This is a genomic window from Streptomyces pactum, from assembly GCF_002005225.1.
GTDB lineage: Bacteria > Actinomycetota > Actinomycetes > Streptomycetales > Streptomycetaceae > Streptomyces > Streptomyces pactum_A.
Genome location: NZ_CP019724.1, coordinates 7,110,001 through 7,136,921, shown reverse-complemented (window position 1 = coordinate 7,136,921; position 26,921 = coordinate 7,110,001). Strand labels below are relative to the sequence as shown.

Sequence of the window (26,921 nt, the reverse complement as noted above, 5' to 3'; positions counted from 1 at the left end):
CGGGTCAGTCCTCGTCGGCGAGGATCAGGTACAGCTTCTTGCGGGCGTCGCCGATGACGGCGAGCGCCTTCTCCCGCTGCTCCTTGCTGCCGGTCTTCCAGACCTGGCCGAAGGCCTCCATCAGCCCGAAGCCGGCCTGCCTGATGTCGTTCAGGGCCTCCCAGTCGACGCCCCGCGAGGCCTCTTCCCAGGGAGCGTCCGGGCCTTCCTCGGCCGCGGCGCGGCCCGCCTCGGTGAGCGCGAAGAGCTTCTTGCCGCCCTCGCTCTCACTGACGATCAGGCCCTCGTCCTCCAGCAACTGGAGGGTGGGGTACACCGAGCCGGGGCTGGGCTTCCACGCCCCGCCGCTGCGCTCGGCGATCTCCTGGATCATCTCGTAGCCGTGCATCGACCGGTCCTTCAGGAGGGCCAGGATCGACGCCCGTACGTCACCGCGCCGCGCCCTTCCCCTGGGACCGCCGCGTCCGCGGCCACCCCAGGGCCCTCCGTGGCCGAATCCGGGCCCGAAGGGGCCACCGGGACCGCCACCGGGACCGCCCGGCCCGAACGGGCCGAAGGCCGCACGCCGACCGTCGAAGCCGCCGTGGCCGAAGGGGCCGCCCTCGCCGCCGCGTCCACCGTGTCCGCCGTGTCCACGCTCGTATCCGTGGTTACGCATCGCCATCACTCCACTCAGTCGTTGATCAGTCGCGATGCTTCAACGATATATCGGAACGTATCGACTGGCAAGCCTCCTCCGACAGGCCCGAGGGACCGCCCACTCCGCCCGCCCGGAAAGCGGTCCAGTACTCACCGATTGGCCTTGGTCCGCGGCTTCGCGCGGCGTCTAGCGTCGGGACATGCGCATCCGAATCGTCGACGCCTTCACCGACCGGCCCTTCGCCGGCAACCCCGCCGGGGTGCTGCTCCTCGACGCCTTCCCGGACGACGACCGGCTCCAGCGGGTCGCCCTGGAGGTCAACCACGCGGAGACCGCGTTCGCCCACCGCCTGCCCGAGGGCGGCGAGGCCGACTGGGCGCTGCGCTGGTTCACACCGGCCACCGAGGTCGCGATGTGCGGCCACGCGACACTCGCCACGGCCCACGTCCTGCACACCACCGGCAGCCACGAGGGCGCGGTGCGGTTCGCCACCCGCAGTGGCGTCCTCGTCGCGACGCCCCGCGAGGACGGCTCGATCACCCTGGACTTCCCGACTGCGCCACTCACCCCCGTCGAGGCCCCGAAGGGCGTCGCCGAGTCACTGGGGGCGGAGCCCCTCACGGTCCTCGACACGGGGCCGGACATCGGGGACCTGCTCGTCGAGGTCGCCGACGAGAAGACGGTCCGCGGCCTCGCCCCGGACCACAAGGCGCTCGCCGCGCACTCCCGACGCGGCATCATCGCCACCGCACGCGCGGAGGACCCCGCCCGTGGCTACGACTACGTCTCCCGGTGCTTCTTCCCGAACGTCGGCATCGACGAGGACCCGGTCACCGGAAGCGCGCACACGGCCCTCGCGCCGTTCTGGTCCGAGCGCCTCGGCCGCCCCGGCCTCACCGGGCTGCAGGCCTCGCCCCGCTCCGGCCGAGTCCGCACGGAGCTGCGCGGCGAGCGCACGCTGCTGAGCGGACACGCGGTGACGGTGATCGAGGGCGAGCTGCTGGCCTAGCTGTACTGCCCAGGCAGGCTGGCGGGGACGTGACGAGAGGCTGCCGCGCCGTCCGCTCCCCCGTCACGCCGTCGGCAGCCAGTCCACCTTCCCGGCCAGCAGCGCGTAGCCCACGAAGGCCCCGATGTCGAGCAGCGAGTGCGCCACCACCAGCGGGCCCACCCGCCCCCAGCGGCGGTACAGGTACACGAACACGACGCCCATCACCATGTTGCCGATGAAGCCGCCGATGCCCTGGTAGAGGTGGTAGGACCCGCGCAGTACCGAACTGGCCGCCAGGGACGCCCGGGGGCTCCAGCCGAGCTGGTCGAGCCGGCGCAGCAGGTAGCCGACGACGATGACCTCCTCCAGGACGGAGTTCTGCACCGCCGAGAGGATCAGCACGGGGTACTTCCACCACACCTCGGGCAGCGCCTCGGGCACCACGGTGAGGTTGAAGCCGAGGCCCCGGGCGGCCAGGTAGAAGGCGATGCCGGTGCTGCCGATGACGGCGGCGACGACGGCCCCGCGGCCGAGGTCCGGCCACGGACGGGTGCGGTCGAAGCCGAGGGTGCGCAGGCCGCGCCCCTCCCGCAGCAGGAAGTGCGCGACGAGGGCGACGGGAACGAGCGCCGTGGTGATCCCGAAGAGCTGCCAGGCCAGGTCCAGCCAGGGGCGGCCGGGCGCGGCGGAGGCGTTGAGGGTGGCCGCCTGGTCCTTGAGCCCGCCGGGCCGGGTGACCGAGCCGATGAAGCTGATGAGGGCGGACACGCCGCTGGCACCGAGCGACAGTGCGAGGACGAGCAGCGTCTCGTCACGCAGGACCCGTCGCGAGAGCCGCTCATGGGGAGCCGGCCCCCCGTCAACCGGCTTCTGAGGGAACGAATCGTCCACCGGGCCCGCCTCCGCCATGCACGCCTGCCTCCACCTGGGACGTCACAGCTTGCCCGATCAGTATGGGGCGACGCACGGCGGGGGCGGCCTCGGTGGCACCGGTGGCCTCCGGCGGCCCCGGTGCCCTGCGGGCCTTGGGGCCCTCCGGGCGCACCCGGCCCTCCCCGGCCCCGCGTGCTCCGGGCGTCTCAGCCCAGCGGCGCCGGCTCCGGCAGGCCCACCGGCCACCGGTGCACGGGGTCGCCCTCGCGCATGAGCTCGACGTAGCGGCGGGTCGTGGCGGCCAGCGCGGCCTCCCGGGACAGGCCGGCCTCCAGCGCCCGGTGGAACGTGGCCGCCTGCCAGGAGGCACCGTTCACCCGGCGCCGGCACCGCTCGTCGATCACGCCGAGGTACAGGTCCCGGTCGGCGGGCTCCACGCCCCACGCGTCCAGCCCGGCCTCGGCGAGCGGCAGCAGTTCGTCGCGTACGAGGACGGCGGCGTCGACCTCGGTGGTGCCGCCCAGCCGGCCGCGCCGGGGCCACTCGAAGCGGGCATCGATGCCGTGGCGGCACGCCGCCTCGAAGTTGGCGGCGGCGGCGGCGAACGGCAGCCGGGTCCACAGCGGCCTCGGCTCCTCGGCAAGCGCGCGGACGACGCCGTAGTAGAAGGCCGCGTTGGCGATGACGTCGGTGACGGTGGGGCCGGCCGGCAGGACGCGGTTCTCCACGCGCAGGTGCGGGACGCCGTCGGCGATGTCGTACACCGGGCGGTTCCAGCGATAGACGGTGCCGTTGTGCAGGACGAGTTCGGAGAGCGAGGGCACGCCGCCCGCGTCCAGCACGTCCAGCGGGTCCTCCGCGTCGCAGATCGGCAGCAGCGCCGGGAAATAGCGCCGGTTCTCCTCGAACAGGTCGTAGGCCGAGGTCACCCACCGCTCACCGAACCAGGTGCGCGGCCGCACGCCCTGGGCCTGGAGCTCGGGCGGGCGGGTGTCGGTGGACTGCTGGAACAGCGGGGGCCGCGACTCGCGCCACAGCTCCCGGCCGAAGAGGAAGGGCGCGTTGGCGCCTACGGCGATCTGCGCGGCGGTCACCGCCTGGGCCGCGTTCCACACGGCCGCGAAGCGGTCCGGAGTGACCTGGAGGTGCAACTGCACCGAGGTGCAGGCGGCCTCCGGGGCGATGGACTTCGAGGTGCAGGTCAAACGCTCGACGCCCTCGATGTCCAGGGTGAAGTCCTCACCGCGGGCGGCCACGATCTGCTCGTTGAGGAGTGCGTAGCGGTCGACGGCGGAGAGATTCGAGGAGACCAGGTCGTCCCGGTCCAGCGTCGGCAGAATACCGATCATCGCGATTCCGGCGTCGACCTCGCCCGCCTTGCGGTCCGCATATGCCAGGGACGTACGGATCTCCTCGGCGAGACGGTCGAAAACCCGGCCGCCCAGCCGATGTGGAGCGATGTTGACCTCCAGGTTGAACATGGCGAGTTCTGTTTGGAAGTCGCGGCTCGCGATGCGCTCCAGGACTTGCGCATTCAACATTTTCGGCATCCCGTCGGCACCGACGAGATTCAATTCGATCTCCAGCCCCATCAGGTTCTTCGGACGGTCGAACCGCTTCTCCGCCAGAAGTCGCTCCAGCCCCGTCAGGCACCGCTGGAGCTTCTCGCGGTAGCGCTGGCGATCGGACAGGTCGAACTGACCTGCCACGACCTTCTCCCCCATGGAAGAGTCCCTTCTCGGAGCGGTGAGTCGGAGATCCGGCCGCCGGGGGCCGGTCAGGTGGGATGATGCCCAGCCGAAGCGATCGATAACGTCCCCGCACCGGCCCGGCAGCCGCTACGCTGTGCCGATGTGACCGGCGGCACATTCACTGGGCATGACACGTCGAGCAGTTTCCCGGCCGGGAAGTCGTGAAAAACGCCGACGCCAATTGGCCGACCGCTCGGTGCGCATTCCCCGAGGTCACCGTCGCCCACACGGCGAGAAATCCGGAGGATTCCCGCATATCGACGGCCGAATGCAACCTTGTACTGGTTGCCGGAATCCGCTAGTTGAAACACAGTCTGAACACATGTCGTATAAACTCCGCAGACAAGGTAGCTGACCGGCGCCCACGGTCGATGGATCGTGCCGTCGAGCTGACGCGCGGCAGGCCTCACCGCCTTCCCGGTTCCGGACCCCGGCCGCTGCCTCTCCAGCCCCGCGAGCTGACAGCGTCGTCCGCCCCGCTCCGCCCTCGCGCCACCGTGCCTTCGAATGAGAGGCGACCCATCATGCCCCTGCATGTCCCCCCGGCTCCCGCGCCCGCCCTGCGCTCCGTTCTCACCGCACTCTCGTCTCCCACCGCGGTCCGTGAGGCCCGGACCCCCGCCCTGCTCGGCGCCCAGGGGCCCGGCACGCCCGAACTGCCGCTTCCCGTGCACGTCCTGGACCGGATCACGGCGGAGGGAGTGGCGGTGACGCGGCTGACCGGGTGGCGCTTCCTCATCCGCTGCGGCGACCGCGCGGTGGCGGCGGCGGAGACCCGGCTGACCCCCGACGGATGGGCGTTCTCGCACTTCTTCGAGGGCCCTTACGTCGCCTCGACCGAGCGCGCCCTGCGCCAGGCCGAGTCGATGCCGCAGGCCTACCAGCCGCGTCTGCTGTCGGTTCCCGGGCTCTACATGCTCACGCTGTGGCTGCACGGCGACGGCACCGCGGACGCCGCCGCCGGACACCCCGCGGCCACCGACCTGCTGGTGCCGCTGGCGCCGGCCCCTCCCGGCATCGCGGCCCACCGGCCGCACCGGGTCGCCGATCTGCTGCCGGTCCTCACCCTCCGGGTGACTCCGACACGACTGCTGCGCTCCCCGGCCTGACCGCCCCTCCCGCCGGCCGCCCCCCGACCCTGGCGGACTAGCCCCATAGGGCCATGTCGAACCACCCGAAGTGACAGTGCAGTTGAGCTGAACCGTCCGGGCGGGTGATGCGTCACAACCTGTGAGAAGCGGTGCTGCGAAATACCTGCGGATCGAGGCCCGTGGGGCAACACTGGGTTCGGACCGACTTACACAACGGGGGGCGGCCATGAACGACGCTTCACGCCGCGGGACAGACAAGACAGCGACCTCACCCGAATCGACAGACCGAGAGACCCCACTCATGTGCCAGCACCAGCCACCGTGCCCTTCAGCCGACTCCGCCGACCGGGAATCCGCCCGCCTCGTGGCGCACCACCCGGAGCAGGGTTGGAGCCTGCTGTGCAACGGCGTCGTCCTCTTCGAGGACACCGGTGAGCTCCTGCCGGACGGCCAGATCATCGCCCCGCACCGTCCTGTCGGTGCGGGCCTGATGACCGCCGCCTGAGCACAGGCCGGGCGGTGCGACCCCAGTCCGCCCGGTGATCCACGGGGCCGGCCCGCAGGCGACGTCTGCGAACCGGCCCCGACGCGTGTCCGGGGCCGGTCACCCCACGTGGTCCTCCGTGCCTTCGCGGTCACGGTGGCCCCCCCCCTTCCCGGCCCGGAACGCCTTCACCCGAAGGCCCGCTTTCCGGAAGACTCCTGGAAGTCTCACGGTGTGGTGGACGGAGGCGGGGGAAGTGGCAGCAGACGAGGCCGGTGCCCGGGCGGCTCCCGGCAGCCGGAGCAGAGTCACGGTCACGGGCCACCCGGTCGAGCGGTCCGGCATCCCCGCCGACGCGGTGACCTCCTCCGGCTCGGGGCTGCCGAGCGGCCCTCGGGCGTCTCGTCGACCAGTGAGGAGAGCTGGGCCGCGTCCGCCACCTGGTCCTCCGTCCTACCGCGCACCGGCACGAACTCGGCCGCCTGCCGGTTGCCGAGCGTGATGGTGCCGGTCTTGTCCAGCAGCAGCGTGGAGACGTCACCGGCGGCCTCGACGGCACGGCCCGACATGGCGAGCACGTTGCGCCGGACCAGACGGTCCATGCCCGCGATGCCGATCGCGGAGAGCAGGGCGCCGATCGTGGTCGGGATCAGGCAGACCAGCAGCGCCACCAGGACGACCATCGTCAGTTCGGTGCCCACGTAGTCGGCGAACGGCGGCAGCCTGGCGCAGGCCGGCAGCGAGGACGATGGTCAGCGAGGCCAGCAGGACGTTCAGCGCGATCTCGTTCGGCGTTTTCTGCCGTGCCGCGCCCTCGACGCCCTCGACGCCCTCGACGCCCTCGACGCCCTCGACGCCCTCGACCAGGTTGATCATCCGGTCGATGAAGGTCTCGCCCGGCTCGGTGGTGATCCGGACGACGATGCGGTCGGAGAGCACTCTCGTCCCGCCGGTGACGGCGCTGCGGTCACCGCCCGACTCTCGGATGACGGGCGCCGACTCGCCGGTGATGGCCGACTCGTCGACCGACGCGACACCCTCGGCCACGTCGCCGTCGCCGGGGATGACGTCCCCGACCCCGCAGACCACCAGGTCGCCTGACGCTATATCGCGTTATACCCAACGGCCAACCCCGCGTCCACCGTTCACCGGCCGCGCCCTATCGTGACCGGCATGCAGTCCTACACCATCGGCCAAGCGGCGCGGCTGCTCGGCGTCAGCCCGGACACCGCCCGCCGCTGGGCCGACGCGGGCCGGCTCACCACCCACCGCGACGAGGGCGGACGGCGGCTCGTCGACGGACGGGGCCTGGCCGCGTTCTCGGTCGAACTCGCCCGCTCCGGCGGCGCCGACGAGGAGACGCCGTACACCTCGGCCCGCAACGCGTTCCCCGGCATCGTCACCGCGATCAAACTCGGCGACGTCGCCGCCCAGGTCGAGATCCAGGCCGGCCCGCACCGGCTCGTCTCCCTGCTGACCCGTGAGGCGGTTGAGGAGCTCGGCCTGGAGGTCGGCATGGAGGCCACCGCCCGCGTGAAGTCGACGAACGTGCATATCGACACGGCGTGACCGCCGCACCGCGTCCGTGCGGACGCACATGCAAGCCACTGAACCAGTCAAGCTCGCTCATGCGATGAGACAGGAGACTTACTCCTGGCAGATGCGGAAGTATCATCGGCGAACGGAGAGCCCGCCGTGCGCCCGGTCACCGGGCCCGTCGGACTCCTGCCAGCAGGACGCCGAGGGAGTGGCCCGTGATGACCCGTTCCGTGTGCAGGACCCGCCGCATCCGCCGGAGTCTGCGGGTGAGCGGCGCGGGGGCCGCCACGCTGCTGGCCCTGAGCGCCTGCTCGTCGTCCACCGGCTCGCAAGAGGAATCGGGCTCCGCCGGTTCCTCCTCGGAGGTCTCCGGCCAGGTCACCGTCTTCGCCGCCGCCTCGCTCGAGGAGAGTTTCACAGCGCTCGGCGAGGAGTTCGAGAAGCGGCACCCGGGCACCGGGGTCACCTTCAGCTTCGGCGGCAGCGACGCCCTGGCCGCGGGCATCACCAGCGGCGCCCCGGCGGACGTCTTCGCCTCCGCCAGCCCCAAGACGATGGCCACGGTCACCGACGCCGGGGCGACGGCCGGCGAACCGTCCACCTTCGTCCGCAACCAACTGGAGATCGCCACCCTGCCGGGCAATCCCGAGGGGATCTCCTCCCTGGAGGACCTCACCTCATCCAGCCTCAAGGTCGTGCTGTGCGACAAGACCGTGCCGTGCGGCACCGCGGCGCAGAGGGCTCTGAAGGCCGGCGGCCTCGAACTCACCCCGGTCTCCTACGAGCAGGACGTCAAGGCCGCCCTGACGAAGGTGGAGCTGAACGAGGCCGACGCCGCCGTCGTCTACCGGACCGACGTGAAGGCGGCCGGTGACAAGGTGACGGGCGTGGACTTCCCCGAGGCCGCCGAGGCCGTCAACGACTACCCGATCGCCGTCCTCAAGGACGCGCCCAACGCCAGCGCGGCGAAGGCCTTCGTCGCGCTGGTGAAATCGGCCGAGGGGCAGCGCGTGCTGACTGACGACGGGTTCCGCACGCCATGAGGAAGCCCGACGCCATGAGGAAGCCCGACGTCATGAGGAGGCCGCACGCCGCGAGGACCGGCGCCCGCATGGTTCCGGTCCCCCTGCTGGTCCCCGCCCTCGTCGGTCTGGCGTTCCTGCTGCTGCCCCTGATCGCCCTGCTGGTGCGGGCCCCCTGGCGCAGCCTCCCGGACCAACTGACCAGCCCCGAGGTGTGGGAGGCCCTGCGGCTGTCGCTGGTGTGCGCCACGTCGGCGACCGCGCTCAGCCTCGTCGTCGGCGTGCCGCTGGCCTGGCTGCTGGCCCGCACGGAGTTCCCCGGCCGCGGCGTCGTCCGCGCGCTGGTGACACTGCCGCTCGTGCTCCCCCCGGTGGTGGGCGGCGTGGCACTCCTGCTGGCCTTCGGGCGCAACGGCGTCATCGGGCAGTGGCTGGACGCGTGGTTCGGGATCACACTGCCGTTCACGACGACGGGCGTCATCCTCGCGGAGACGTTCGTGGCCATGCCCTTCCTGGTCATCAGCGTGGAGGGCACCCTGCGTGCGGCCGACCCGCGCTTCGAGGAGGCCGCCACGACGCTGGGCGCCTCCCGCTTCACCGCGTTCCGCCGGGTCACCCTGCCGCTGATCGCGCCCGGCATCGCGGCGGGTGCCGTCCTGGCGTGGGCACGGGCGCTGGGCGAGTTCGGCGCGACGATCACGTTCGCGGGCAACTTCCCGGGGCGGACCCAGACCATGCCCTTGGCGGTCTACCTCGCCCTGCAGAACGACCCGGCGGCGGCGATCGCCCTCAGCCTGGTGCTGCTGGCCGTCTCCATCGCCGTACTGGCCGGTCTCCGGGACCGCTGGGTGAGGGCATCGTGACCGGCTGGACGAGGGCATGGCGACCACTGGGACGGAGTCTTCGTGCCGGACCGGGCGAGGGCAACGCGACCAGGCGGACGAGGGCGCTCCATGACGGACCGGACAAGGACACCACGACCAGGGGGACCAGGGCGCCTCACGACGGACCCGACGGGGCGTCCGGACCGCCGGACCAGGCACCCGGCCCGCCGGACGAGGACGGCATGACCGGCACCGACGAACCGGCCTCGGCCATGGACACCACGGACGGCCACGCGCCCGACGGCGGCCTCGACGCGCGGCTCGTCGTGGACCGCGGCACCTTCCGGCTGGACGTCGCGCTGACCGCCGCTCCCGGCGACGTCGTCGCCCTCCTCGGCCCCAACGGCGCCGGCAAGACGACCGCCCTGCGCGCGCTCGCCGGCCTGGAACCGCTGGCGGACGGCCGTCTGCGCCTCGACGGCACCGCGCTGGACCGTACGCCGCCCGAGTCCCGCCCGGTCGGCGTCGTCTTCCAGGACTACCTGCTCTTCCCGCACCTGACCGCGCTCGACAACGTGGCCTTCGGCCCGCGCTGCCGGGGTGCGGGCAAGGCGGAGGCCCGGGCGCGAGCGACCGCGTGGCTGGACCGCATGGGTCTCGCCGCCCACGCGGGCGCCAAGCCGCGCCGCCTCTCCGGCGGCCAGGCCCAGCGTGTCGCCCTCGCCCGCGCCCTGGCCACCAACCCCCGGCTGCTCCTGCTGGACGAGCCCCTCGCCGCGCTGGACGCGCGGACGCGGCTGGAGGTGCGGGCGCAGCTCCGTCGCCACCTGGCCGAGTTCGAGGCCGTGGCCGTACTGGTCACGCACGACCCACTCGACGCCATGGTGCTGGCCGACCGGCTGGTGGTGGTCGAGGACGGCAGGGTCGTCCAGGAGGGCGGCCCAGCCGACATCGCCCGCCGGCCGCGTACGGACTACATCGCGCGGTTGGTCGGCCTGAACCTCTACCGCGGCCGGGCCGACGGCCACACCGTGCGGCTCGACGCCGGTCCCCCCGTCACCACCACCGAGGACCTGTCCGGCCCGGTCTTCGTGGCCTTCCCGCCGGGCGCCGTGACCCTGTACGGGGAACGCCCCACCGGCTCCAGCGCCCGCAACCTGTGGCATTGCGAGGTCGCGGGCCTGGAGACCCACGGCGACCAGATCCGCGTCGACCTCACCGGCGAACTCCCGCTCGCCGCCGACCTCACCACGGTCGCGGCGGCCGAGCTGGGCCTGCACCCGGGCGCACCGGTGTGGGCGACGGTCAAGGCGACGCAGACCCACGCATACCCGGCATGACACCGCACGCGGGCTACGGTGCCCCCATGAGCCTGAGCATCCGCAACCAGCTCCCCGGCACCGTCACCGCCGTCACCCCGGGCGAGGCCATGGCGACGGTCAGGGTCCGCCTCGCCGGCGGCCAGGACCTCACCGCGGCCATCACCCGGGACGCGGCCGAGGACCTGTCCCTCACCGCCGGTAGCGCCGTCCGCGCCCTGGTGAAGTCGACGGAGGTCTCCCTGGCGACCGCGCGCGTCCAGGGCCTGTCCATCCGCAACCAGTTGCCGGGTACGGTCACCGCCCTCACCCCCGGCGACGCCATGGCCTCCGTCAGGATCGCCGTCGAGGGCGCCGAACTGACCGCCGCGATCACCAGGGAGGCCGCCGACGATCTCGGGCTGGCCGTCGGCGTCCCCGTGGTCGCGCTCGTCAAGTCGACCGAGGTGTCGCTCGGGACCGCCTGACCCCGACGCCGGGGAGGGCGCCCGACACGACCCGACACGACCCGGCACGACGGCACGACAAGAGGCTCCGTACGGGCCCTGGGGGCGCGCACGGAGCCTCTTGTCCGTATACGGGGCTCAGTCCTCGTACGCGTCCAGCGGCGGGCAGGAGCAGACCAGGTTCCGGTCGCCGAAGGCCTGGTCGACGCGGCGCACCGGCGGCCAGTACTTGTCGGCGGCGGACACCCCTGCCGGGAAGACGGCCTCCTCACGCGTGTACGCGTGGTCCCAGTCACCGCCCAGCGCACCGGCGGTGTGCGGCGCGCCGCGCAGCGGGTTGTCGTCGGCGGGCCAGGCGCCGGAGCCGACCTTCTCGATCTCCGCGCGGATGGCGATCATCGCCTCGCAGAACCGGTCCAGCTCGGCCAGGTCCTCGGACTCGGTCGGCTCGATCATCAGCGTGCCGGCCACCGGGAACGACATCGTCGGCGCGTGGAAGCCGTAGTCGATCAGCCGCTTGGCGACGTCGTCGACGCTCACGCCGGTCGCCTTGGTCAGCGGGCGCAGGTCGATGATGCACTCGTGCGCGATCAGCCCGCCCGGGCCGTTGTACAGCACCGGGAAGTGCGCCTCCAGGCGCTTGGCGATGTAGTTGGCGGACAGCACGGCCACCTGGGTGGCGCGCTTGAGCCCCTCGCCGCCCATCAGCCGCACGTACGACCACGAGATCGGCAGGATGCCGGCCGAGCCCCACGGCGCCGCCGAGATCGGTCCGACGCCCGTCTGCGGACCGGCCGCGGGCTGCAGCGGGTGGTTGGGCAGGTACGGCGCCAGGTGCGATCGTACGGCCACGGGGCCGACGCCGGGACCGCCGCCGCCGTGCGGGATGCAGAAGGTCTTGTGCAGGTTCAGGTGGGAGACGTCGCCGCCGAAGTGACCCGGCTTGGCGAGGCCGACCAGGGCGTTGAGGTTGGCGCCGTCCACGTAGACCTGGCCGCCGGCGTCGTGCACCTGTGCGCAGATGTCGGCGACGTGCTCCTCGAAGACGCCGTGCGTGGAGGGGTAGGTGATCATCAGCACGGACAGTTCGTCGCGGTGCTTCTCGATCTTGGCGCGCAGGTCCTCGACGTCGATCTCGCCGTCCTCGGCGGTCTTGACGACGACCACCTTCATGCCCGCCATGACGGCACTCGCGGCGTTGGTGCCGTGCGCCGAGGACGGGATGAGGCAGACGGTGCGCTGATCGTCGCCGTTGGCGCGGTGGTAGGCGCGCACGGCGAGCAGGCCGGCGAACTCGCCCTGCGACCCGGCGTTGGGCTGGAGCGAGACCTTGTCGTACCCGGTGACCTCGGCGAGCCGCTCCTCCAGCTCGCGGATGAGGGTGAGGTAGCCCTGCGCCTGCTCGGCGGGCGCGAAGGGGTGCAGCCCGCCGAACTCGGACCAGGTGACCGGCTCCATCTCGGTGGTCGCGTTGAGCTTCATGGTGCAGGAGCCCAGCGGGATCATGCCGCGGTCCAGCGCGTAGTCGCGGTCGGCGAGACGGCGCAGGTAGCGCAGCATCGCCGTCTCCGAGCGGTGCTGGTGGAAGACGGGGTGCGTCAGGAAGTCGTCCGTGCGCAGCAGCGCCTCGGGCAGCGTCTCCCCGGTCGCCGCGTCCAGCGCCTCGATGTCACCCTCGACGCCGAAGGCGTTCCACACGCCGCCGACCTGGGCGCGCGTGGTGGTCTCGTCGCAGGCGAACGACAGGTGGTCGGCGTCGACGAGCCGCAGGTTGACGCCGTTTACTCGGGCGGCGTGGACGACGTCGGCGGCCCGGCCGGGCACGCGGGCGGTGACCGTGTCGAAGTAGGCGCCGTGGACGATCTCGACGCCGCCGGCCGCCAGACCCGCCGCGGTGACCGTGGCGTACCGGTGGGTGCGCCGCGCGATGGCCCGCAGCCCCTCGGGACCGTGGTACACGGCGTACATGCCGGCCATGACGGCGAGGAGCACCTGCGCGGTGCAGATGTTGCTGGTGGCCTTCTCGCGGCGGATGTGCTGCTCGCGGGTCTGCAGCGCGAGGCGGTAGGCCTTGTTGCCGTCGGCGTCCACGGAGACGCCGACCAGGCGGCCGGGCAGGCTGCGCGCGAACTTCTCGTGCACCGCCATGTAGCCGGCGTGCGGCCCGCCGAAGCCCATCGGTACGCCGAAGCGCTGCGTCGTGCCGATGGCGATGTCGGCGCCCAGCTCGCCGGGCGAGGTGAGCAGGGTGAGCGCGAGCAGGTCGGCGGCGACGGTGACGAGGGCGCCGAGCTCGTGCGCCCGGTCGACGACCGGCTTGATGTCGCGTACGGCACCGGAGGCGCCCGGGTACTGGATCAGGACGCCGTTGATCTCCCGCTCGGCCACCTCGGCCGGGATGCCCTCGCTGAGGTCGGCGACGACGACCTCGACGCCGGTCGGCTCCGCGCGGGTCTGTATCACGGCGATGGTCTGCGGCAGGGCGTCCGCGTCGACCAGGAAGAGGCCCTTCTTGTTCTTGCCCATGCGCCGGGAGAGCGCCATGGCCTCGGCGGCCGCGGTGCCCTCGTCGAGCAGCGAGGCGCCGGAGGTCGGCAGGCCGGTGAGCTCGGCGACCATCGTCTGGAAGTTCAGCAGGGCCTCGAGGCGGCCCTGGGAGATCTCCGGCTGGTACGGCGTGTAGGCGGTGTACCAGGCCGGGTTCTCCATGACGTTGCGCAGGATGACCGGCGGCGTGAAGGTGCCGTAGTAGCCGAGGCCGATCATGGAGTCGAGAACCTGGTTGCGGTCGGCCAGGGAGCGCAGCTCGGCCAGCACCTCGGCCTCGGAGCGCGCGCCCGGCAGGTCCAGCGCGTCGGCGTTCTTGATCACATCCGGCACCGCGGCGGCCGTCAGTTCGTCGAGCGAACCGTAACCGACCTGCGCGAGCATCTTGGCCCGTGCCTCAGGGTCGGGGCCGATATGGCGCTGCTCGAAAGGCATTGCCTGTTCGAGTTCGGAGAGCGGGGTGCGATGGGCGGTCATTGCGGAGGCCTCCTGGTCTGACGACCTTCGAGGGGCACCACGGCGCGGGTACCCGTACGGCCTCCCCCTCTGTCATCTCAACCTGAGAGCTTCACCGGTCGGGCCCGAAGGCACTCCCGGCTTTCACCGTCGGTGAGAGCGGAAGCCGTCGACACCCGCCCTGCTTTCCAGAGTGACCTCGTCCGTGCGGTACGTGAGCCTGAGAGATTCCGGGGAGGATTTGCTCCTTCGGCGCCTCCGGTGGTGTCCGGAGGACTCTCCCGCGCGGGGTCAGCAGCCGTTTGCCAGCCTACCAGCGAGGTCACCGCACGGACTTCGAGTGGCCGACCGACCCTAAGTGCTCTTTTGTAGTACTACGGATGATTCCGGCGGCTGGTGGGTCGGCTGGTGCGCGACCCCAGTGCGACCAAGTGGAGGGCCTCGTGCGTACCGACATCGACCCGCGCAATCTGATCGGCCGCAAGGCGTTCGACCTCGACGGCACCCGGATCGGCACCGTCGACGAGGTCTATCTCGACGACGCCACCGGCGTCCCCGAGTGGGCGGCCATACGCACCGGCCTGTTCAGCCGGGACGCCTTCGTTCCCCTGGAGCCCAGCGAGCTGGTCGACGGCGCCCTGCGCGTGCCCTTCGAGCGGGCCCTGATCAAGGAGGCTCCCGACTTCGGCGTCGGCCGCCACCTCTCGCCGGAGCAGGAACTCCAGCTCTACCACCACTACGGTCTCGACGTGGCCGCTCCTCCCCCGGCCCCCGACCGCGACTTCGGCAAGCTGGCGGGCCAGGGCAAGGAGGAGAGCTGACGGCCCAGCCCGCTGCACCGGCCCCCGGCACCGGCCGCCGGGCCGGTGCGGCGGACGACGCCGCGGACGCGGGCCCCTGCCGCTCCGACCCTTCCTGAAGGGCAGAGCGGTCCCCTGCGCGCGGCGCTGTCGCCCGTCGTCCCTTCTCCGCCTCGTCCCCGCCTCACATCCGGACCCACTGGGCCCCGCTCGCCGCACCGGTCAGGTGCCACTGATCTCCGGCGACCCGATCCGCCGGCCAACTTCCTGGCCGGACGCAGGACCCGCCGCCCCCGCCCGGCCGGCCCCCGCGTCGGGCACCGGGCCGGTCCTGGGGCCGGTCTCCAGGCCGGTCTCCAGGCCGGTCTCCAGGCCGGTCTCCAGGCCGGTCTCCAGGCCGGTCTCCAGGCCGGTCTCCAGGCCGGTCTCGGCATCGAGACCCCCGCCGGCCTCGGCACCGGTCTCGACGCCGCCGGTCTCCGCACCGAGCCCCCGGCCGATCCCCACGTCGGACCCCGCGCCAAGACCCCGGTCGGCCTCGGCGGTCGCGGGACCGGTGGCTCCGGGTCTTCGCGGTACGGGCGGGACCAGCGGCAGCGGATCCGCCGGTGTCAGATCCGGGTCGTCCACCGGAAAGGTCCGCACCCGGCCGGTCTCCGAGTACGGCGTCTCGAACCGCACGGTGACCCGGCCCAGCCCGCTGCCCTGCACCCACCCGTGTCCGTACTGCGCGTGCCGCACGTCGTGCCCCGACGGCCACCCGCGCTCGGCGGGGGCCGGCCGGTCCTCCTGGACGGGCTCGACGTCGGGTTCCTCGACGAGGTCGTCGCCCCGGCCCCCCGCCGCCTGGGCGAACAGGTCCTCCTGCGTGTAGTCGGCGAGCCCGCTGACGCCGACCCCGAGCAGCCGCACGCCACCGGTGGTGTCCACGGAGTCCAGCAGCCGGGCAGCGGCCTCCCGCACCACCGCCGGGTCGTCCGTGGGCCCCCGCAGCGTCTCGGAGCGCGTCAGCGTGGAGAAGTCGTACCTGCGCACCTTGAGCACGATGGTCCGCCCGGACAGCCCGGAACCGCGCAGCCGCCGCACACACCGGTCGGCCAGCCGCCCGACTTCCACGCCGACCCGCACCCGGTCGTGGATGTCCACGTCGTAGGTGTCTTCGACGGACACCGACTTGGTCTCCCGCTCGGCCACCACGGGCCGTTCGTCGCGGGCCAGCGCCATGGCGTACAGGGCGTGCCCGTGCGCCTTGCCCAGCAGCCGTACGAGCTCGTCCTCGCCCGCCTCGGCGATTTCTCCGACCGTGGTGATCCCGGCCCGCCGCAGATGGTCGCCCGTGGCCGGCCCCACCCCGGGCAGCGTCCGCACGGTCATCGGCTCGAGCATGGCCCGCTCCGTCCCCGGCGGGATGAGGACCAGCCCGTCGGGTTTGGCCTGCTCCGAGGCGATCTTGGCAAGCATCTTGGAAGCGGCCAGCCCCACGGACCCGGTGAGGCCGGTGACGGTGCGGATGTCCGCGCGGAGCTTCGCCCCGGCCAGCCGCGCCGATCCCGCGTCCCGGGCCGTCCCGCCGGCCTCCAGGTCCACGAAGGCCTCGTCCAGGCTCAGCGGCTCCACCAGCGGTGACAGTTCACGCAGCAGCCGCATCACCTGCTCGCTGATCGACCGGTAGAACTCGAAGCGCGGGACGAGGTACGCGGCGTTGGGTGCGAGCCGCCGGGCCTGGCCCATGGGCATCGCCGAGTGGACGCCGAAGACCCGCGCCTCGTACGAGCAGGTGGCGACCACACCGCGGGGTCCGAGGCCGCCTACGACGACGGCCTTCCCGCGCAGACTCGGCTTGGACGCCTGCTCCACCGAGGCGAAGAAGGCATCCATGTCGAGATGCAGGATCGTGGGCGCGGTTCTCACATCTCCGATGCTGCCCTACGCCACTGACAATGCCCCGCCCGCGTGCGGCGGTGTTTCAGACCGCCCGGTTGCGCCGCCGCGCCAGCTCGTCCGCCGGATTGTGCCCCACGAGGGTCTCCCCGGTGTCGATCCGCTCCCCGTGCAGTTGTGAGAGCGCGCTCTCCACGTCGCGCCAGACCACGCCGACGGCGATCCCGAAGATGCCCTGGCCGCCCTGGAGCAGGGCGTGCACCTCGTCGGGCGAGGTGCACTCGTAGACCGTGGCGCCGTCGCTCATCAGCGTCACGCGCTCCAGGTCACGGAAGTCGCGCTCCCGGAGGTGCTGGACCGCGGTGCGGATGTTCTGCAGCGACACCCCGGTGTCCAGGAAGCGCTTGACGATTTTCAACACGACCACGTCGCGGAAGCCGTACAGACGCTGCGTGCCGGATCCGTGCGCGGGCCTCACGCTGGGCTCGACCAGAGCCGTGCGGGCCCAGTAGTCGAGTTGCCGGTAGGTGATACCGGCGGCGGCGCAGGCCGTCGGCCCGCGGTAGCCGATCTGCTCGGACGCCATGGACGTCGCCCCTCCGCTGCTCGGCACGGCAGCCGCTCGCTGCGGAGCAGGGTCGGCCGCCCCACCGTGCTGGGGATGCCCCCCGCCGGCGCGGAGCCGAGAGCTCGTGGGAGGGTACGGACCGTTTGCCCCGAGGCTCTGCCCGGGGCCACCCCCAGTCGTACCGTCGCCGCTGATTCTCACGCCGACCTCCGTCCTTGACCTGCCTCCTCGACGGTAGGCAGTCACCAAGGGTGCGTCAACGATCGCCACACTCGGCACGCCGGGTGATAATCACCCTACGAGTGGTTTCGCGTGCCCAACCGCGGGGAAAGGCTAGCCGAATGTGCCCGGAGGAGGGCCGCGCGACGTCCGCGAACGCCTCGGCTCCCGTGCCTCACTGGTTACTGGTCCCGAAGTCCTCCGGCGAGATCTGGTCGAGGAACTCGCGGAACTTCTCCACCTCGTCCTCCTGCTCGTCCGGGATGGCGATGCCGGCGTCGTCGAGCACCGTGTCACTGCCGTAGATCGGCGTTCCGGTGCGCAGGGCCAGCGCTATGGCGTCGGACGGCCTGGCACTCACCTCGACGCCGCTGGCGAAGACCAGCTCGGCGTAGAAGACCCCGTCGCGCAGGTCCGTGATGCGTACTTCCGTGAGCTCCTGGCCGACGGCTTCCAGCACGTCCTTGAACAGGTCGTGGGTCAGCGGCCGCGCGGGCGCCATGCCCTGCTGGGCGAAGGCGATCGCCGTCGCCTCCCCCGGCCCGATCCAGATGGGGAGGTAACGGTCGCCTCCGACCTCGCGCAGCAGCACGATCGGTTGGTTGGAGGGCATCTCGACCCGGACACCTACGACATCGAGCTCGTTCACACAGCAACCCTAGGCCGTGCCCGGGACATTTGGGTAGTCGGGCCGGGATCAGGTGGGCGTTCCGGGTCTTCCGGCCGCTCGTTTCAGGGCAGCCGCACGCCGAGGGCGGCCTGCACCAGCGCCGCGTGCAGCTTCACCGCCAGCCCCGCCAGCTCCTTGGTACGGGCTTCGGCGTGTGCCCTGGTCTGCGGGTTGCGGTGACGCTTCAGCGGGGCCACCACCTGGTCCACGAGCCCGGCCTCCCGGTCGGCTGCGGCCTTCATCACCCGCAGGTGCCGCGGTTCGATACCGAATCGCCCCAGCTCCACCACCAGTGACGCCACGGTGACCGCCTCGGCGTCGTACGTTCCGTCGGGCAGCGGAGCCAGGAGCCCGTAGGACTCCCACTCCTTCAGCTCCTGGTCGCCGACTCCGGCCGCGGCGAGCAGCTCGTCCCGCCCGATCCGGGCCGCTGCGGTCCCCTCGGCGGGCTCCGGGACGGCCTCCCCGTCCCGCTGCCTGCCCAGCGTCGGCAACGGCACTGCCTCGCCCCGTTCCATCGCGTCCAGGTGCTCGCGGATCACCTTCAGCGGCAGATAGTGGTCCCGCTGCATGCGCAGCACCTGGCCGAGGCGCTCGACGTCGCGCGCGCTGAACTTGCGGTACCCGGCCGGGGTCCGCCGCGGCTCGACGAGGCCCTCCGACTCCAGAAAGCGGATTTTGGAGATGGTGACGTCGGGGAACTCGTCACGCAGCGCGTTCAGCACGGCGCCGATGCTCATCAGCCCACTGTCCGTGGCGACGGCGCCGTGTCCGGCACCGCCGCTCGGTGTTCGAAGCATGGACCTTCCCTGGAGGTTCCCCGGGCGGAGCCCGGGGGCGGGTCAGTAACCCCGCTGGCTCGCGTAGAAGACCAGCCGGTACTTGCCGATCTGTACCTCGTCACCGTTGGACAGGGCGACCTGGTCGATGCGCTCGCGGTTGACGTACGTGCCGTTCAGGCTGCCGACATCGGCCACCGTGAACGAGCCGTCCGGACTGCGGCGGAACTCCACGTGCCGGCGCGAGACCGTCACGTCGTCCAGGAAGATGTCGCTCTGCGGATGACGCCCGGCGGTGGTCAGCTCGCCGTCCAGCAGGAAGCGGCTGCCGGAGTTGGGACCGCGGCGCACGACCAGGAGCGCGGAGCCGAGCGGCAGCGCGTCGACGGCCGCCTGCGCCTCGGGAGAGAGTGCCGGCATCGCCGTCTGGCCGGTGACCTCGGCGTCGTACGCCTCCAGGCCGGAGATGGAGATCGTGGAGGTCGTCTCGGACGCACGCTCCGGAACCGCCCCGGCACGCAGCGGCGCGCCGCAGTTGGAGCAGAAGCGGCTGTTCTCCGCGTTGCGGTTACCGCACCTCGTACACACCAGGGCCGACATGGACGGATCCTCCTGCCGCGGCTGCCCCGACGGGGCGTTCGACGCGTACGGACCGGGGGCAAAACCTCCACCCGCACCTGAGGTCGACGGTTGCCCGAAACCTATGTCGCCGGACTGCGCAGGGTCAACAGACGCCGCGCCCTGACCACCGGAAATGTCACCGCCCGGACCAGCCACCTGGTCCCGGAACATCGGGCGCCCGCCCTCCGCGTCAGGCTGTGCCCGATGGCGAGCGGTCGCGTTCTCGCGCCCCTCTCGCGCACTCTTGCCGAACAACTTCGCAAACAACTTCACGGGCGCTTCCCCTTGACCGAAACAGACCCGCCCGTGGGGCAGGACGAACCCTGACTGACCGTACTGACCGACCCGGACACCTTCACAACGTCCGTCTCCACCAGACAGTTTCCACCACGCACCACCCAATCGGTGCGCCGACCCCCCGCAACCTCATGCCCTCGCCTGTCGCCCCCCATGCACCGCCGGTTCACTGGGAGGACGACCGAGCGTAGTCAGGCCGCTCCGCCGCTCGCAAGGCGTCCACGACGATCTTGCTCGACCGCTCAACAGTAACGGTGGCCTGTTCCTTTTCCAGAGTCTGCACCACGCCTCCAGGAATGTTGAGAGCCGGTTCGAGGTCCTGCGGCTTGCCGATGACCTGGAAACGATAGGGCGCGTTGATCTTGTTCCCGTCGACGCTCACGGTCTTGTCGGAGTCCGTGAGGTACGTACCGGCGACCACCCGTACGTCGTTCACCTGGATCGCCTCGGCACCCGCCGCGCGCAGCTCCTGTATCGCGTCGAGCAGCATGTCCGCCTGAACCGCCCCCTTCGTGTCCTCGATCGTCACCGTGATGCCGGGCCCCTGCGCGGCCACGGTGCCCGCGAGGATGCCGAGTTGCCGCTCCTTCTCGAGCGTCTGCCTGCGTGCCTCTTCGGCCTGGTCGGAGCTGTTCTCCAGCTCGTCGCGCTGCTTCTCGAGGCCCTGCTTCTCGTCTTCAAGACGCTGAGTACGGTCGTCCAGTTCATCGAGGATGCGGACCAGATCCTCCTGCCGGGCGCCGCGCAGCGCGCTGTCGCCGTCGCTGTTCGACGCCACCTGGACGGCAAGGCCGAACCCGAGGCCGAAGAGGAGAAGGGCGACGATGAGTTGGGCCCGGGTCAGGCGCGGCGGCCACAGCCCCTTGAACAGCCGCTGCCTACCGGTCAGTCCGGGCTCCGGCTCGGGCCGCCGCTCCGCCTGCTCCTCGTTCGGTCCTTCACCGGCCGGTGCGTCCGCCGCCGGGGACACCGCCAAAGGGGTCGGCGGCACCTCGTCGGGCAGTTCCTTGCGCAGGCTGTTCGCGCCCTGCTCGTCGTGGTCGCTCATCGGCCTCACGCCCGGAAGACGTGGCGTCGGATCGCCGCGGCGTTGGAGAAGATGCGGATCCCGAGGACAACCACCACACCGGTGGACAACTGGGCTCCGACGCCCAACTTGTCGCCCAGGAACACGATCAGTGCGGCCACGACCACGTTCGACAGGAACGACACCACGAAGACCTTGTCGTCGAAGATGCCGTCGAGCATGGCCCGCAGACCGCCGAATACGGCGTCGAGCGCCGCGACGACGGCGATCGGCAGATAAGGCTCGACGGCCGCCGGCACCTCGGGCCGGACCAAGAGGCCGGCCACGACTCCCACGACGAGGCCCAGTACGGCGATCACGATGTGCCCTTCTCGGTTATCGGCTGTGCTGTACGTACGATCACACTCGTCGCGGCCGGCAGCTCGAGGTCGTCCGCGACGGAGATGGCGGTCCGAATGCCGTAGTTCTCCTGCAGGGCGTGCAGGTAGAGCCCGTCGGCACTGTCCTGGAACCTGGTGCTGAGCCGCTCCCCGTCCCCCACCGCGAGCACCGTGTACGGCGGCACCAGCGGCCTGTTGTCGACCAGTATCGCGTCACCGGCGGCCCTGATCGCGGACAGCGCCGTCAGCCGCTGTCCGTTGATGGAGACCGCCTCGGCCCCCGACTCCCACAGCCCGTTGACCACGCGCTGCATGTCCCGGTCCCGCACCCGGCCCGTGTCGGCGAACCCGGAGGTACCACGCGGCTGCCCGTCACCGCCCGTGCCCGTGTCCTTGGCGTCGTTCACCACGAGCTTCACACCCGGGCCGTGCACCTCGACCGCGCCCGACAGGATCCCCATCAGGTCGGAGCGGCCACCGTCGCCGTTCTTCTCGAGGGCCTCGCGTTGCCGCGCGCTCACGTCCTCGCGCAGTTGGTCGACGCTCTCCTCGAGCCGGTCGGCCGCTGAGGTCTCCCCCTCGATGCGGTCGATGAGCTCTTCGCGTTCCTTGGCCACGGCGGGAGCCGCGACCCGCGCCTGGGCCGCACCGACCGTCACGACCAGGGCGGCCAGCACCAGGCCGGCGGCCAGTCCCAGCTTGGCGCGGAGGGTCTTGGGCAGCCCGCCGGTGCCGTCGGCCTTCTTCCGCGCGGCGGCCTCGGCGTATCCGTCGTCGAGGCTGTGGTCCATGACGTTGGTGAGCAAAGACATGGACGCGTCCGGGCGCGCGGGCCGCGTGAATGTGCTCCGAACGGGGGGTTGCTGCGGCATGCCGCACATCGTCGCACGCCACGGCCACTACCTCCGAACGGCCCCACCGGCGTGCCGGACAGGCCCCCTTGGGGACACTTGTCCGGCACGCGCGCGTGCGGGATGTTCTTACCGGCCCGCGCTGTCCACCACAGCGGACCACTCGTCGAGCAGCGCCTGCGCGGAGGCATCGTCGGGGCCCTCGGCCCACAGATGGGTGACCGCCTCGGCCGGGTCGGGCAGCACCATCACCCAGCGTCCGTCGGTCTCCACCACCCGCACCCCGTCCGTGGTGTCCACGAAGCGGTCTCCGGCCGCCTCGACGACCCGCCGCATCACCAGGCCCTTGACCGCCCAGGGAGTGGCCAGATCACGCTTCAGGACGTGCGCCCGCGGGATCCGCGCGTCGATCTGGCTCAGCGTGAGCTGTGTCCGCGCCACCAGCCCGATCAGCCGTACGAAGGCCGCCGTTCCGTCGTAGACGCTGCTGAACTCGGGGACGATGAAGCCGCCCTTGCCGTCGCCGCCGAAGATCGCGCCTTCCTCACCGCCGACACGCGTCAGGTCATCGGGAGACGTGGTCGTCCATTCGACCTGGGTTCCGTGGTACGCCGCCACCTGCTCGGCGATCCGGGTGGTCGTCACCGGCAGCGCGACCCGGCCACTGCGCCGCTCGGCGGCGATCAGATCCAGCATCACCAGCAGCGCCCGGTCGTCCTCGATGATGCGGCCCTTCTCGTCGACGAGCGACAACCGCTCACCGACCGGGTCGAACCGCACACCGAACGCAGCCCGCGAGGACGCCACGATCTCCCCGAGCCGCACCAGTCCCGACCGCCGCATGTCGGCCGACTCGGTCGGCCTGGATTCGTCGAGACCGGGGTTGATGGTCAGCGAGTCGACGCCCAGCTTCCCGAGCAGACTGGGCAGGACCAGCCCCGAGCTGCCGTTTGAGGCGTCGACGACCACCTTGAGACCGGATTCGGCGATCCCCGTGATGTCGATGTTCCGCAGCAGCGACCCGGTGTACGAGTCGAAGACGCTGGACGGGAAGTGCAGGTCTCCGATCTCTCCGGGGAACGCCCTCCGGTACTCCTGCCGCGCGAACACCCGGTCCAGCTTGCGCTGGCTGCCCTGCGACAGGTCGGCGCCCTGTCCGTCGAAGAACATGATGTCCACGGAGTCCGGCACACCGGGTGTGGTCCGGATCATGATCCCGCCGGCGCTGCCCCGCGCGGTCTGCTGCCGCGCCACGGGCAGCGGCACGTTCTCCAGGTCCCGTACGTCGATGGCGCTGGCCTGCAGGGCGGAGATCACCGCCCGCTTCAGCGCGCGTGCACCGCGGGAGTGGTCGCGGGCCGTGGTGACGGTGGAGCCCTTCTTCAGCGTGGTCGCGTAGGCGCCTGCCAGCCGCACGGCCAGCTCCGGCGTGATCTCCACGTTCAGGATGCCGGACACCCCGCGGGCGCCGAAGAGATGCGCCTGGCCCCGGGACTCCCAGATGACCGAGGTGTTGACGAAGGCACCGGCCTCGATGGTCTTGAACGGGTAGACCCGGACGTTGCCCTGGATGATCGATTCTTCACCGACCAGGCACTCGTCACCGATGACCGCGCCGTCCTCGATCCGCGCGGCACGCATGATGTCGGTGTTCTTGCCGACGACGCAGCCCCGCAGATTGCTGTGCGGCCCGACGTACACGTTGTCCGCCACGACGGCCTTGTGCAGGAACGCGCCGCTCTTGACGACGACGTTGGAGCCGACGACCGTGTGTTCCCGGATCTCGGCGCCGGCCTCGATCTTGGCGTAGTCGCCGATGTAGAGGGGCCCGCGGAGCACGGCATCGGGATGCACCTCGGCGCCCTCGGCCACCCAGACGCCGGGCGAGATCTCGAAGCCGTCGATGTCGACGTCGACCTTGCGCTCCAGTACGTCCGCCTGGGCCTTCACATAGCTTTCGTGGGTACCGACGTCCTCCCAGTAGCCCTCGGCGATGTAGCCGTAGACGGGCTTGCCTTCCTTCATGAGCTGTGGGAAGACGTCACCGGACCAGTCCACCGGCACGTCGGGATCTACGTAGTCGAATACCTCGGGTTCCATGACGTAGATGCCGGTGTTCACGGTGTCCGAGAAGACCTGGCCCCAGGTCGGCTTCTCCAGGAAGCGCTCGACCTTGCCCTCCTCGTCGACAATGGTGATGCCGAATTCCAGCGGGTTGGGCACGCGTGTCAGACACACGGTGACGAGCGCGCCCTTTTCCTTGTGGAAATTGATCAGGTCGGTGAGGTCGAAGTCGGTCAGGGCATCGCCGGAAATGACGAGGAAGGCATCGTCCTTCAATGCCTCCTCCGCGTTCTTGACGCTTCCGGCGGTACCGAGTGGCTTCTCCTCGTTAGCATAGGTGAGCTCCATTCCGAGCTCCTCGCCGTCACCGAAGTAGTTCTTGACCAGCGAGGCCAGGAACTGGACGGTGACGACGGTCTCGTTGAGCCCATGCCTTTTAAGCAGCCGCAGAACGTGCTCCATGATCGGCCGGTTGGCCACCGGCAGGAGCGGCTTGGGCATGCTCGAGGTCATGGGACGAAGGCGTGTGCCTTCGCCTCCAGCCATCACGACGGCCTTCATGTCGGAAGCGTCCTCCTGTAAGAGACGACGGATTGACCGACTTCACCCGTCCAGAGTCCCTCACTTTTGCAGCGGGGGCCATCTGGCCACCGGTGGGCGGCACAATCGGCGAGTTCAATCGGTCATGGTGTCCGCACGGACCAAGCGGCGGACCTGTACCACGTAGAGAACACCTGCCCACCAATACAGGGTTGTACCCCATCCGGCGAACGCCCATCCGAAAACAGCGGCCAGTGACGCGATCCATCCGCTCCCGTCACTGAGTAGAAGCAGCGGGAAGGCGTACATGAGGTTGAACGTGGCCGCCTTCCCGAGGAAGTTCACCTGCGGCGGCGGATAGCCGTGGCGTCGCAGGACACCCACCATCACGAGCAGGACGGCTTCCCGGGCAAGCAGTACAAGGGTCAACCAGAGCGGAAGAATCTCGCGCCAGGTAAGGCCCACCAGAGTCGACAGAATGTAGAGCCGGTCGGCCGCCGGGTCCAGGAGCCGGCCGAGGCTGCTGATCTGGTTCCAGCGTCGCGCGAGCTTCCCGTCCAGGTAGTCACTGACTCCGCTCAGGGCCAGCACCAACAGCGCCCAGCCGTCACTCTGCGAGCCACCGAACTCGGGGCGGAGGATCAGCCAGAGGAAGAGCGGCACGCCGGCGAGGCGCGCCATGCTGAGGATGTTCGGGATGGTGAGGACCCGGTCGGTCTGCACGCGGGTCTCCTGGACCTCCACGCGGGGGCCTCCTGGGGGACGAGTCAATGATGCTCACTGACCCTACCTCAACGCAAAAAAGCTCTGGCTCCTGGGCTGCATGCCCAAGAGCCAGAGCTCTAAAAGGAGTTCGGCGGCGTCCTACTCTCCCACAGGGTCCCCCCTGCAGTACCATCGGCGCTGTAAGGCTTAGCTTCCGGGTTCGAAATGTAACCGGGCGTTTCCCCTACGCTATGACCACCGAAACACTATGAAACAGACAACCAACCCGGTGACCAACACAGGTCTGATTGTTCGTGGTTTCAGAACCAACACAGTGGACGCGAGCAACTGAGGACAAGCCCTCGGCCTATTAGTACCGGTCACCTCCACACCTTGCGGTGCTTCCAGATCCGGCCTATCAACCCAGTCGTCTACTGGGAGCCTTAACCCCTCAAGGGGGTGGGAGTCCTCATCTCGAAGCAGGCTTCCCGCTTAGATGCTTTCAGCGGTTATCCCTCCCGAACGTAGCCAACCAGCCATGCCCTTGGCAGGACAACTGGCACACCAGAGGTTCGTCCGTCCCGGTCCTCTCGTACTAGGGACAGCCCTTCTCAAGACTCCTACGCGCACAGCGGATAGGGACCGAACTGTCTCACGACGTTCTAAACCCAGCTCGCGTACCGCTTTAATGGGCGAACAGCCCAACCCTTGGGACCGACTCCAGCCCCAGGATGCGACGAGCCGACATCGAGGTGCCAAACCATCCCGTCGATATGGACTCTTGGGGAAGATCAGCCTGTTATCCCCGGGGTACCTTTTATCCGTTGAGCGACGGCGCTTCCACAAGCCACCGCCGGATCACTAGTCCCGACTTTCGTCCCTGCTCGACCCGTCGGTCTCACAGTCAAGCTCCCTTGTGCACTTACACTCAACACCTGATTGCCAACCAGGCTGAGGGAACCTTTGGGCGCCTCCGTTACTCTTTAGGAGGCAACCGCCCCAGTTAAACTACCCATCAGACACTGTCCCTGATCCGGATCACGGACCCAGGTTAGACATCCAGCACGACCAGACTGGTATTTCAACGACGACTCCCCCTGAACTGGCGTCCAGAGTTCACAGTCTCCCAGCTATCCTACACAAGCCGAACCGAACACCAATATCAAACTGTAGTAAAGGTCCCGGGGTCTTTCCGTCCTGCTGCGCGAAACGAGCATCTTTACTCGTAGTGCAATTTCACCGGGCCTATGGTTGAGACAGTCGAGAAGTCGTTACGCCATTCGTGCAGGTCGGAACTTACCCGACAAGGAATTTCGCTACCTTAGGATGGTTATAGTTACCACCGCCGTTTACTGGCGCTTAAGTTCTCAGCTTCGCCCCACCGAAATGGAGCTAACCGGTCCCCTTAACGTTCCAGCACCGGGCAGGCGTCAGTCCGTATACATCGCCTTACGGCTTCGCACGGACCTGTGTTTTTAGTAAACAGTCGCTTCTCGCTGGTCTCTGCGGCCACCCCCAGCTCAGAGAGAAAATCTC

General features: G+C 70.3%; 22 protein-coding genes, 2 rRNA genes, 2 pseudogenes and 1 riboswitch (1 of these 27 running past the window's edge). Of the genes and pseudogenes, 9 read left to right on the top strand and 17 right to left on the bottom strand.

The genetic code is table 11. The features are described 5' to 3' along the window. Positions 1-4: 4 nt before the first annotated feature. A complete protein-coding gene (locus tag B1H29_RS30805) occupies positions 5-658 on the bottom strand; it encodes a PadR family transcriptional regulator (RefSeq protein ID WP_055420950.1) in 654 nt (217 codons plus the stop codon). Positions 659-839: 181 nt separating this feature from the next. Here B1H29_RS30805 and B1H29_RS30800 point away from each other — a divergent pair, with 181 nt between their 5' ends. Continuing rightward, positions 840-1,649 (top strand): PhzF family phenazine biosynthesis protein, encoded by an 810-nt coding sequence (locus B1H29_RS30800; RefSeq protein WP_055420825.1) that lies wholly within the window; start codon positions 840-842, stop codon positions 1,647-1,649. 63 nt (positions 1,650-1,712) lie between these two features. Here the strand turns inward: B1H29_RS30800 and B1H29_RS30795 are convergent, their stop codons facing one another. Further along, positions 1,713-2,540: a CPBP family intramembrane glutamic endopeptidase gene (locus B1H29_RS30795; RefSeq protein WP_055420826.1), complete on the bottom strand. Its 828-nt coding sequence runs from the start codon at positions 2,538-2,540 to the stop codon at positions 1,713-1,715. Between the two features lie 170 nt (positions 2,541-2,710). Beyond that, positions 2,711-4,228, bottom strand: a complete 1,518-nt coding sequence (locus B1H29_RS30790; protein WP_055420827.1) for a glutamate-cysteine ligase family protein — start codon at positions 4,226-4,228, stop codon at positions 2,711-2,713. Between the two features lie 551 nt (positions 4,229-4,779). Here B1H29_RS30790 and B1H29_RS30785 point away from each other — a divergent pair. Together B1H29_RS30785 and B1H29_RS30780 are read left to right on the top strand one after the other, a co-directional pair. Next, entirely contained in the window at positions 4,780-5,364 is a 585-nt protein-coding gene (locus B1H29_RS30785) for a hypothetical protein (protein ID WP_055420828.1), read from the top strand. A 283-nt stretch (positions 5,365-5,647) separates the two neighbouring features. Then, positions 5,648-5,851, top strand: coding sequence for a DUF5999 family protein (locus B1H29_RS30780; protein WP_055420829.1), 204 nt, complete (start codon positions 5,648-5,650; stop codon positions 5,849-5,851). Between the two features lie 362 nt (positions 5,852-6,213). Here the strand turns inward: B1H29_RS30780 and B1H29_RS30775 are convergent. Further along, positions 6,214-6,940 (bottom strand): annotated as a pseudogene (locus B1H29_RS30775) (potassium-transporting ATPase subunit B); the annotation flags it as partial. A gap of 63 nt (positions 6,941-7,003) precedes the next feature. Between B1H29_RS30775 and B1H29_RS30770 the strand changes: the two are divergent. The 5 genes from B1H29_RS30770 (at position 7,004) to B1H29_RS30750 (ending at position 11,001) form a co-directional block, all read left to right on the top strand. Further along, positions 7,004-7,399, top strand: coding sequence for a TOBE domain-containing protein (locus B1H29_RS30770; protein ID WP_055420830.1), 396 nt, complete (start codon positions 7,004-7,006; stop codon positions 7,397-7,399). Between the two features lie 188 nt (positions 7,400-7,587). Further along, positions 7,588-8,412, top strand: coding sequence for a molybdate ABC transporter substrate-binding protein (gene modA, locus B1H29_RS30765; RefSeq protein WP_055420831.1), 825 nt, complete (start codon positions 7,588-7,590; stop codon positions 8,410-8,412). Positions 8,413-8,426: 14 nt separating this feature from the next. Further along, the gene (locus B1H29_RS30760; RefSeq protein ID WP_234393141.1) at positions 8,427-9,254 is read left to right on the top strand and encodes an ABC transporter permease; all 828 of its coding nucleotides are present in this window, start codon (positions 8,427-8,429) and stop codon (positions 9,252-9,254) included. A gap of 233 nt (positions 9,255-9,487) precedes the next feature. Beyond that, positions 9,488-10,555 (top strand): ABC transporter ATP-binding protein, encoded by a 1,068-nt coding sequence (locus B1H29_RS30755; protein WP_107095369.1) that lies wholly within the window; start codon positions 9,488-9,490, stop codon positions 10,553-10,555. A gap of 26 nt (positions 10,556-10,581) precedes the next feature. Then, positions 10,582-11,001 (top strand): TOBE domain-containing protein, encoded by a 420-nt coding sequence (locus B1H29_RS30750; RefSeq protein ID WP_055420834.1) that lies wholly within the window; start codon positions 10,582-10,584, stop codon positions 10,999-11,001. 117 nt (positions 11,002-11,118) lie between these two features. Here the strand turns inward: B1H29_RS30750 and gcvP are convergent, their stop codons facing one another. Further along, positions 11,119-14,004 (bottom strand): aminomethyl-transferring glycine dehydrogenase, encoded by a 2,886-nt coding sequence (gene gcvP, locus B1H29_RS30745; protein WP_055420835.1) that lies wholly within the window; start codon positions 14,002-14,004, stop codon positions 11,119-11,121. Positions 14,005-14,181: 177 nt separating this feature from the next. Then, positions 14,182-14,277, bottom strand: a riboswitch (glycine riboswitch). 149 nt (positions 14,278-14,426) lie between these two features. Here gcvP and B1H29_RS30740 point away from each other — a divergent pair. Further along, positions 14,427-14,804 carry a PRC-barrel domain-containing protein gene (locus B1H29_RS30740; RefSeq protein WP_199832414.1) on the top strand — a complete coding sequence of 126 codons (378 nt, stop codon included), beginning with the start codon at positions 14,427-14,429 and terminating at the stop codon, positions 14,802-14,804. 437 nt (positions 14,805-15,241) lie between these two features. On the opposite strand, the pseudogene B1H29_RS30735 reads toward B1H29_RS30740, so the two are convergent. From B1H29_RS30735 to B1H29_RS30680, 12 genes and pseudogenes are all read right to left on the bottom strand, one after another. Then, a pseudogene (locus B1H29_RS30735) lies at positions 15,242-16,694 on the bottom strand (DNA polymerase IV); the annotation flags it as partial. Between the two features lie 55 nt (positions 16,695-16,749). Further along, positions 16,750-17,433, bottom strand: coding sequence for a MerR family transcriptional regulator (locus B1H29_RS30730; protein WP_079160550.1), 684 nt, complete (start codon positions 17,431-17,433; stop codon positions 16,750-16,752). Positions 17,434-17,626: 193 nt separating this feature from the next. Continuing rightward, on the bottom strand, positions 17,627-18,100 hold the full coding sequence (locus B1H29_RS30725; RefSeq protein WP_030189411.1) for a bifunctional nuclease family protein: 474 nt from the start codon (positions 18,098-18,100) through the stop codon (positions 17,627-17,629). 83 nt (positions 18,101-18,183) lie between these two features. Beyond that, the gene (gene ftsR / locus B1H29_RS30720; protein ID WP_055420838.1) at positions 18,184-18,921 is read right to left on the bottom strand and encodes a transcriptional regulator FtsR; all 738 of its coding nucleotides are present in this window, start codon (positions 18,919-18,921) and stop codon (positions 18,184-18,186) included. A gap of 42 nt (positions 18,922-18,963) precedes the next feature. After that, positions 18,964-19,923, bottom strand: coding sequence for an FHA domain-containing protein (locus tag B1H29_RS30715; RefSeq protein WP_167392566.1), 960 nt, complete (start codon positions 19,921-19,923; stop codon positions 18,964-18,966). Between the two features lie 61 nt (positions 19,924-19,984). After that, on the bottom strand, positions 19,985-20,866 hold the full coding sequence (locus B1H29_RS30710; RefSeq protein WP_055420840.1) for a DUF881 domain-containing protein: 882 nt from the start codon (positions 20,864-20,866) through the stop codon (positions 19,985-19,987). Between the two features lie 5 nt (positions 20,867-20,871). Then, positions 20,872-21,204 (bottom strand): small basic family protein, encoded by a 333-nt coding sequence (locus tag B1H29_RS30705; protein ID WP_003977440.1) that lies wholly within the window; start codon positions 21,202-21,204, stop codon positions 20,872-20,874. Continuing rightward, entirely contained in the window at positions 21,201-22,037 is an 837-nt protein-coding gene (locus B1H29_RS30700; RefSeq protein ID WP_055420841.1) for a DUF881 domain-containing protein, read from the bottom strand. The genes B1H29_RS30705 and B1H29_RS30700 overlap by 4 nt, the downstream gene beginning before the upstream one ends. 168 nt (positions 22,038-22,205) lie before the next feature. Next, positions 22,206-24,701 carry a mannose-1-phosphate guanyltransferase gene (locus tag B1H29_RS30695; protein ID WP_055420842.1) on the bottom strand — a complete coding sequence of 832 codons (2,496 nt, stop codon included), beginning with the start codon at positions 24,699-24,701 and terminating at the stop codon, positions 22,206-22,208. 114 nt (positions 24,702-24,815) lie between these two features. Continuing rightward, positions 24,816-25,424, bottom strand: coding sequence for a CDP-alcohol phosphatidyltransferase family protein (locus tag B1H29_RS30690; RefSeq protein WP_055420843.1), 609 nt, complete (start codon positions 25,422-25,424; stop codon positions 24,816-24,818). Between the two features lie 107 nt (positions 25,425-25,531). Then, a 5S ribosomal RNA gene (gene rrf, locus B1H29_RS30685) occupies positions 25,532-25,648 on the bottom strand. Positions 25,649-25,735: 87 nt separating this feature from the next. Then, positions 25,736-26,921, bottom strand: a 23S ribosomal RNA gene (locus B1H29_RS30680) (it continues 1,934 nt past the right edge of the window).

Coding starts and splice junctions, on each gene's coding strand:
- B1H29_RS30700 (WP_055420841.1), bottom strand. CDS start 22,037: ATGTCTTTGCTCACCAACGTCATGGACCACAGCCTCGACGACGGATAC.
- B1H29_RS30805 (WP_055420950.1), bottom strand. CDS start 658: ATGCGTAACCACGGATACGAGCGTGGACACGGCGGACACGGTGGACGC.
- B1H29_RS30795 (WP_055420826.1), bottom strand. CDS start 2,540: ATGGCGGAGGCGGGCCCGGTGGACGATTCGTTCCCTCAGAAGCCGGTT.
- B1H29_RS30755 (WP_107095369.1), top strand. CDS start 9,488: ATGGACACCACGGACGGCCACGCGCCCGACGGCGGCCTCGACGCGCGG.
- B1H29_RS30760 (WP_234393141.1), top strand. CDS start 8,427: ATGAGGAAGCCCGACGTCATGAGGAGGCCGCACGCCGCGAGGACCGGC.
- gcvP (WP_055420835.1), bottom strand. CDS start 14,004: ATGACCGCCCATCGCACCCCGCTCTCCGAACTCGAACAGGCAATGCCT.
- B1H29_RS30780 (WP_055420829.1), top strand. CDS start 5,648: ATGTGCCAGCACCAGCCACCGTGCCCTTCAGCCGACTCCGCCGACCGG.
- B1H29_RS30710 (WP_055420840.1), bottom strand. CDS start 20,866: ATGAGCGACCACGACGAGCAGGGCGCGAACAGCCTGCGCAAGGAACTG.
- ftsR (WP_055420838.1), bottom strand. CDS start 18,921: ATGCTTCGAACACCGAGCGGCGGTGCCGGACACGGCGCCGTCGCCACG.
- B1H29_RS30695 (WP_055420842.1), bottom strand. CDS start 24,701: ATGAAGGCCGTCGTGATGGCTGGAGGCGAAGGCACACGCCTTCGTCCC.
- B1H29_RS30750 (WP_055420834.1), top strand. CDS start 10,582: ATGAGCCTGAGCATCCGCAACCAGCTCCCCGGCACCGTCACCGCCGTC.
- B1H29_RS30770 (WP_055420830.1), top strand. CDS start 7,004: ATGCAGTCCTACACCATCGGCCAAGCGGCGCGGCTGCTCGGCGTCAGC.
- B1H29_RS30790 (WP_055420827.1), bottom strand. CDS start 4,228: ATGGGGGAGAAGGTCGTGGCAGGTCAGTTCGACCTGTCCGATCGCCAG.
- B1H29_RS30800 (WP_055420825.1), top strand. CDS start 840: ATGCGCATCCGAATCGTCGACGCCTTCACCGACCGGCCCTTCGCCGGC.
- modA (WP_055420831.1), top strand. CDS start 7,588: ATGACCCGTTCCGTGTGCAGGACCCGCCGCATCCGCCGGAGTCTGCGG.
- B1H29_RS30785 (WP_055420828.1), top strand. CDS start 4,780: ATGCCCCTGCATGTCCCCCCGGCTCCCGCGCCCGCCCTGCGCTCCGTT.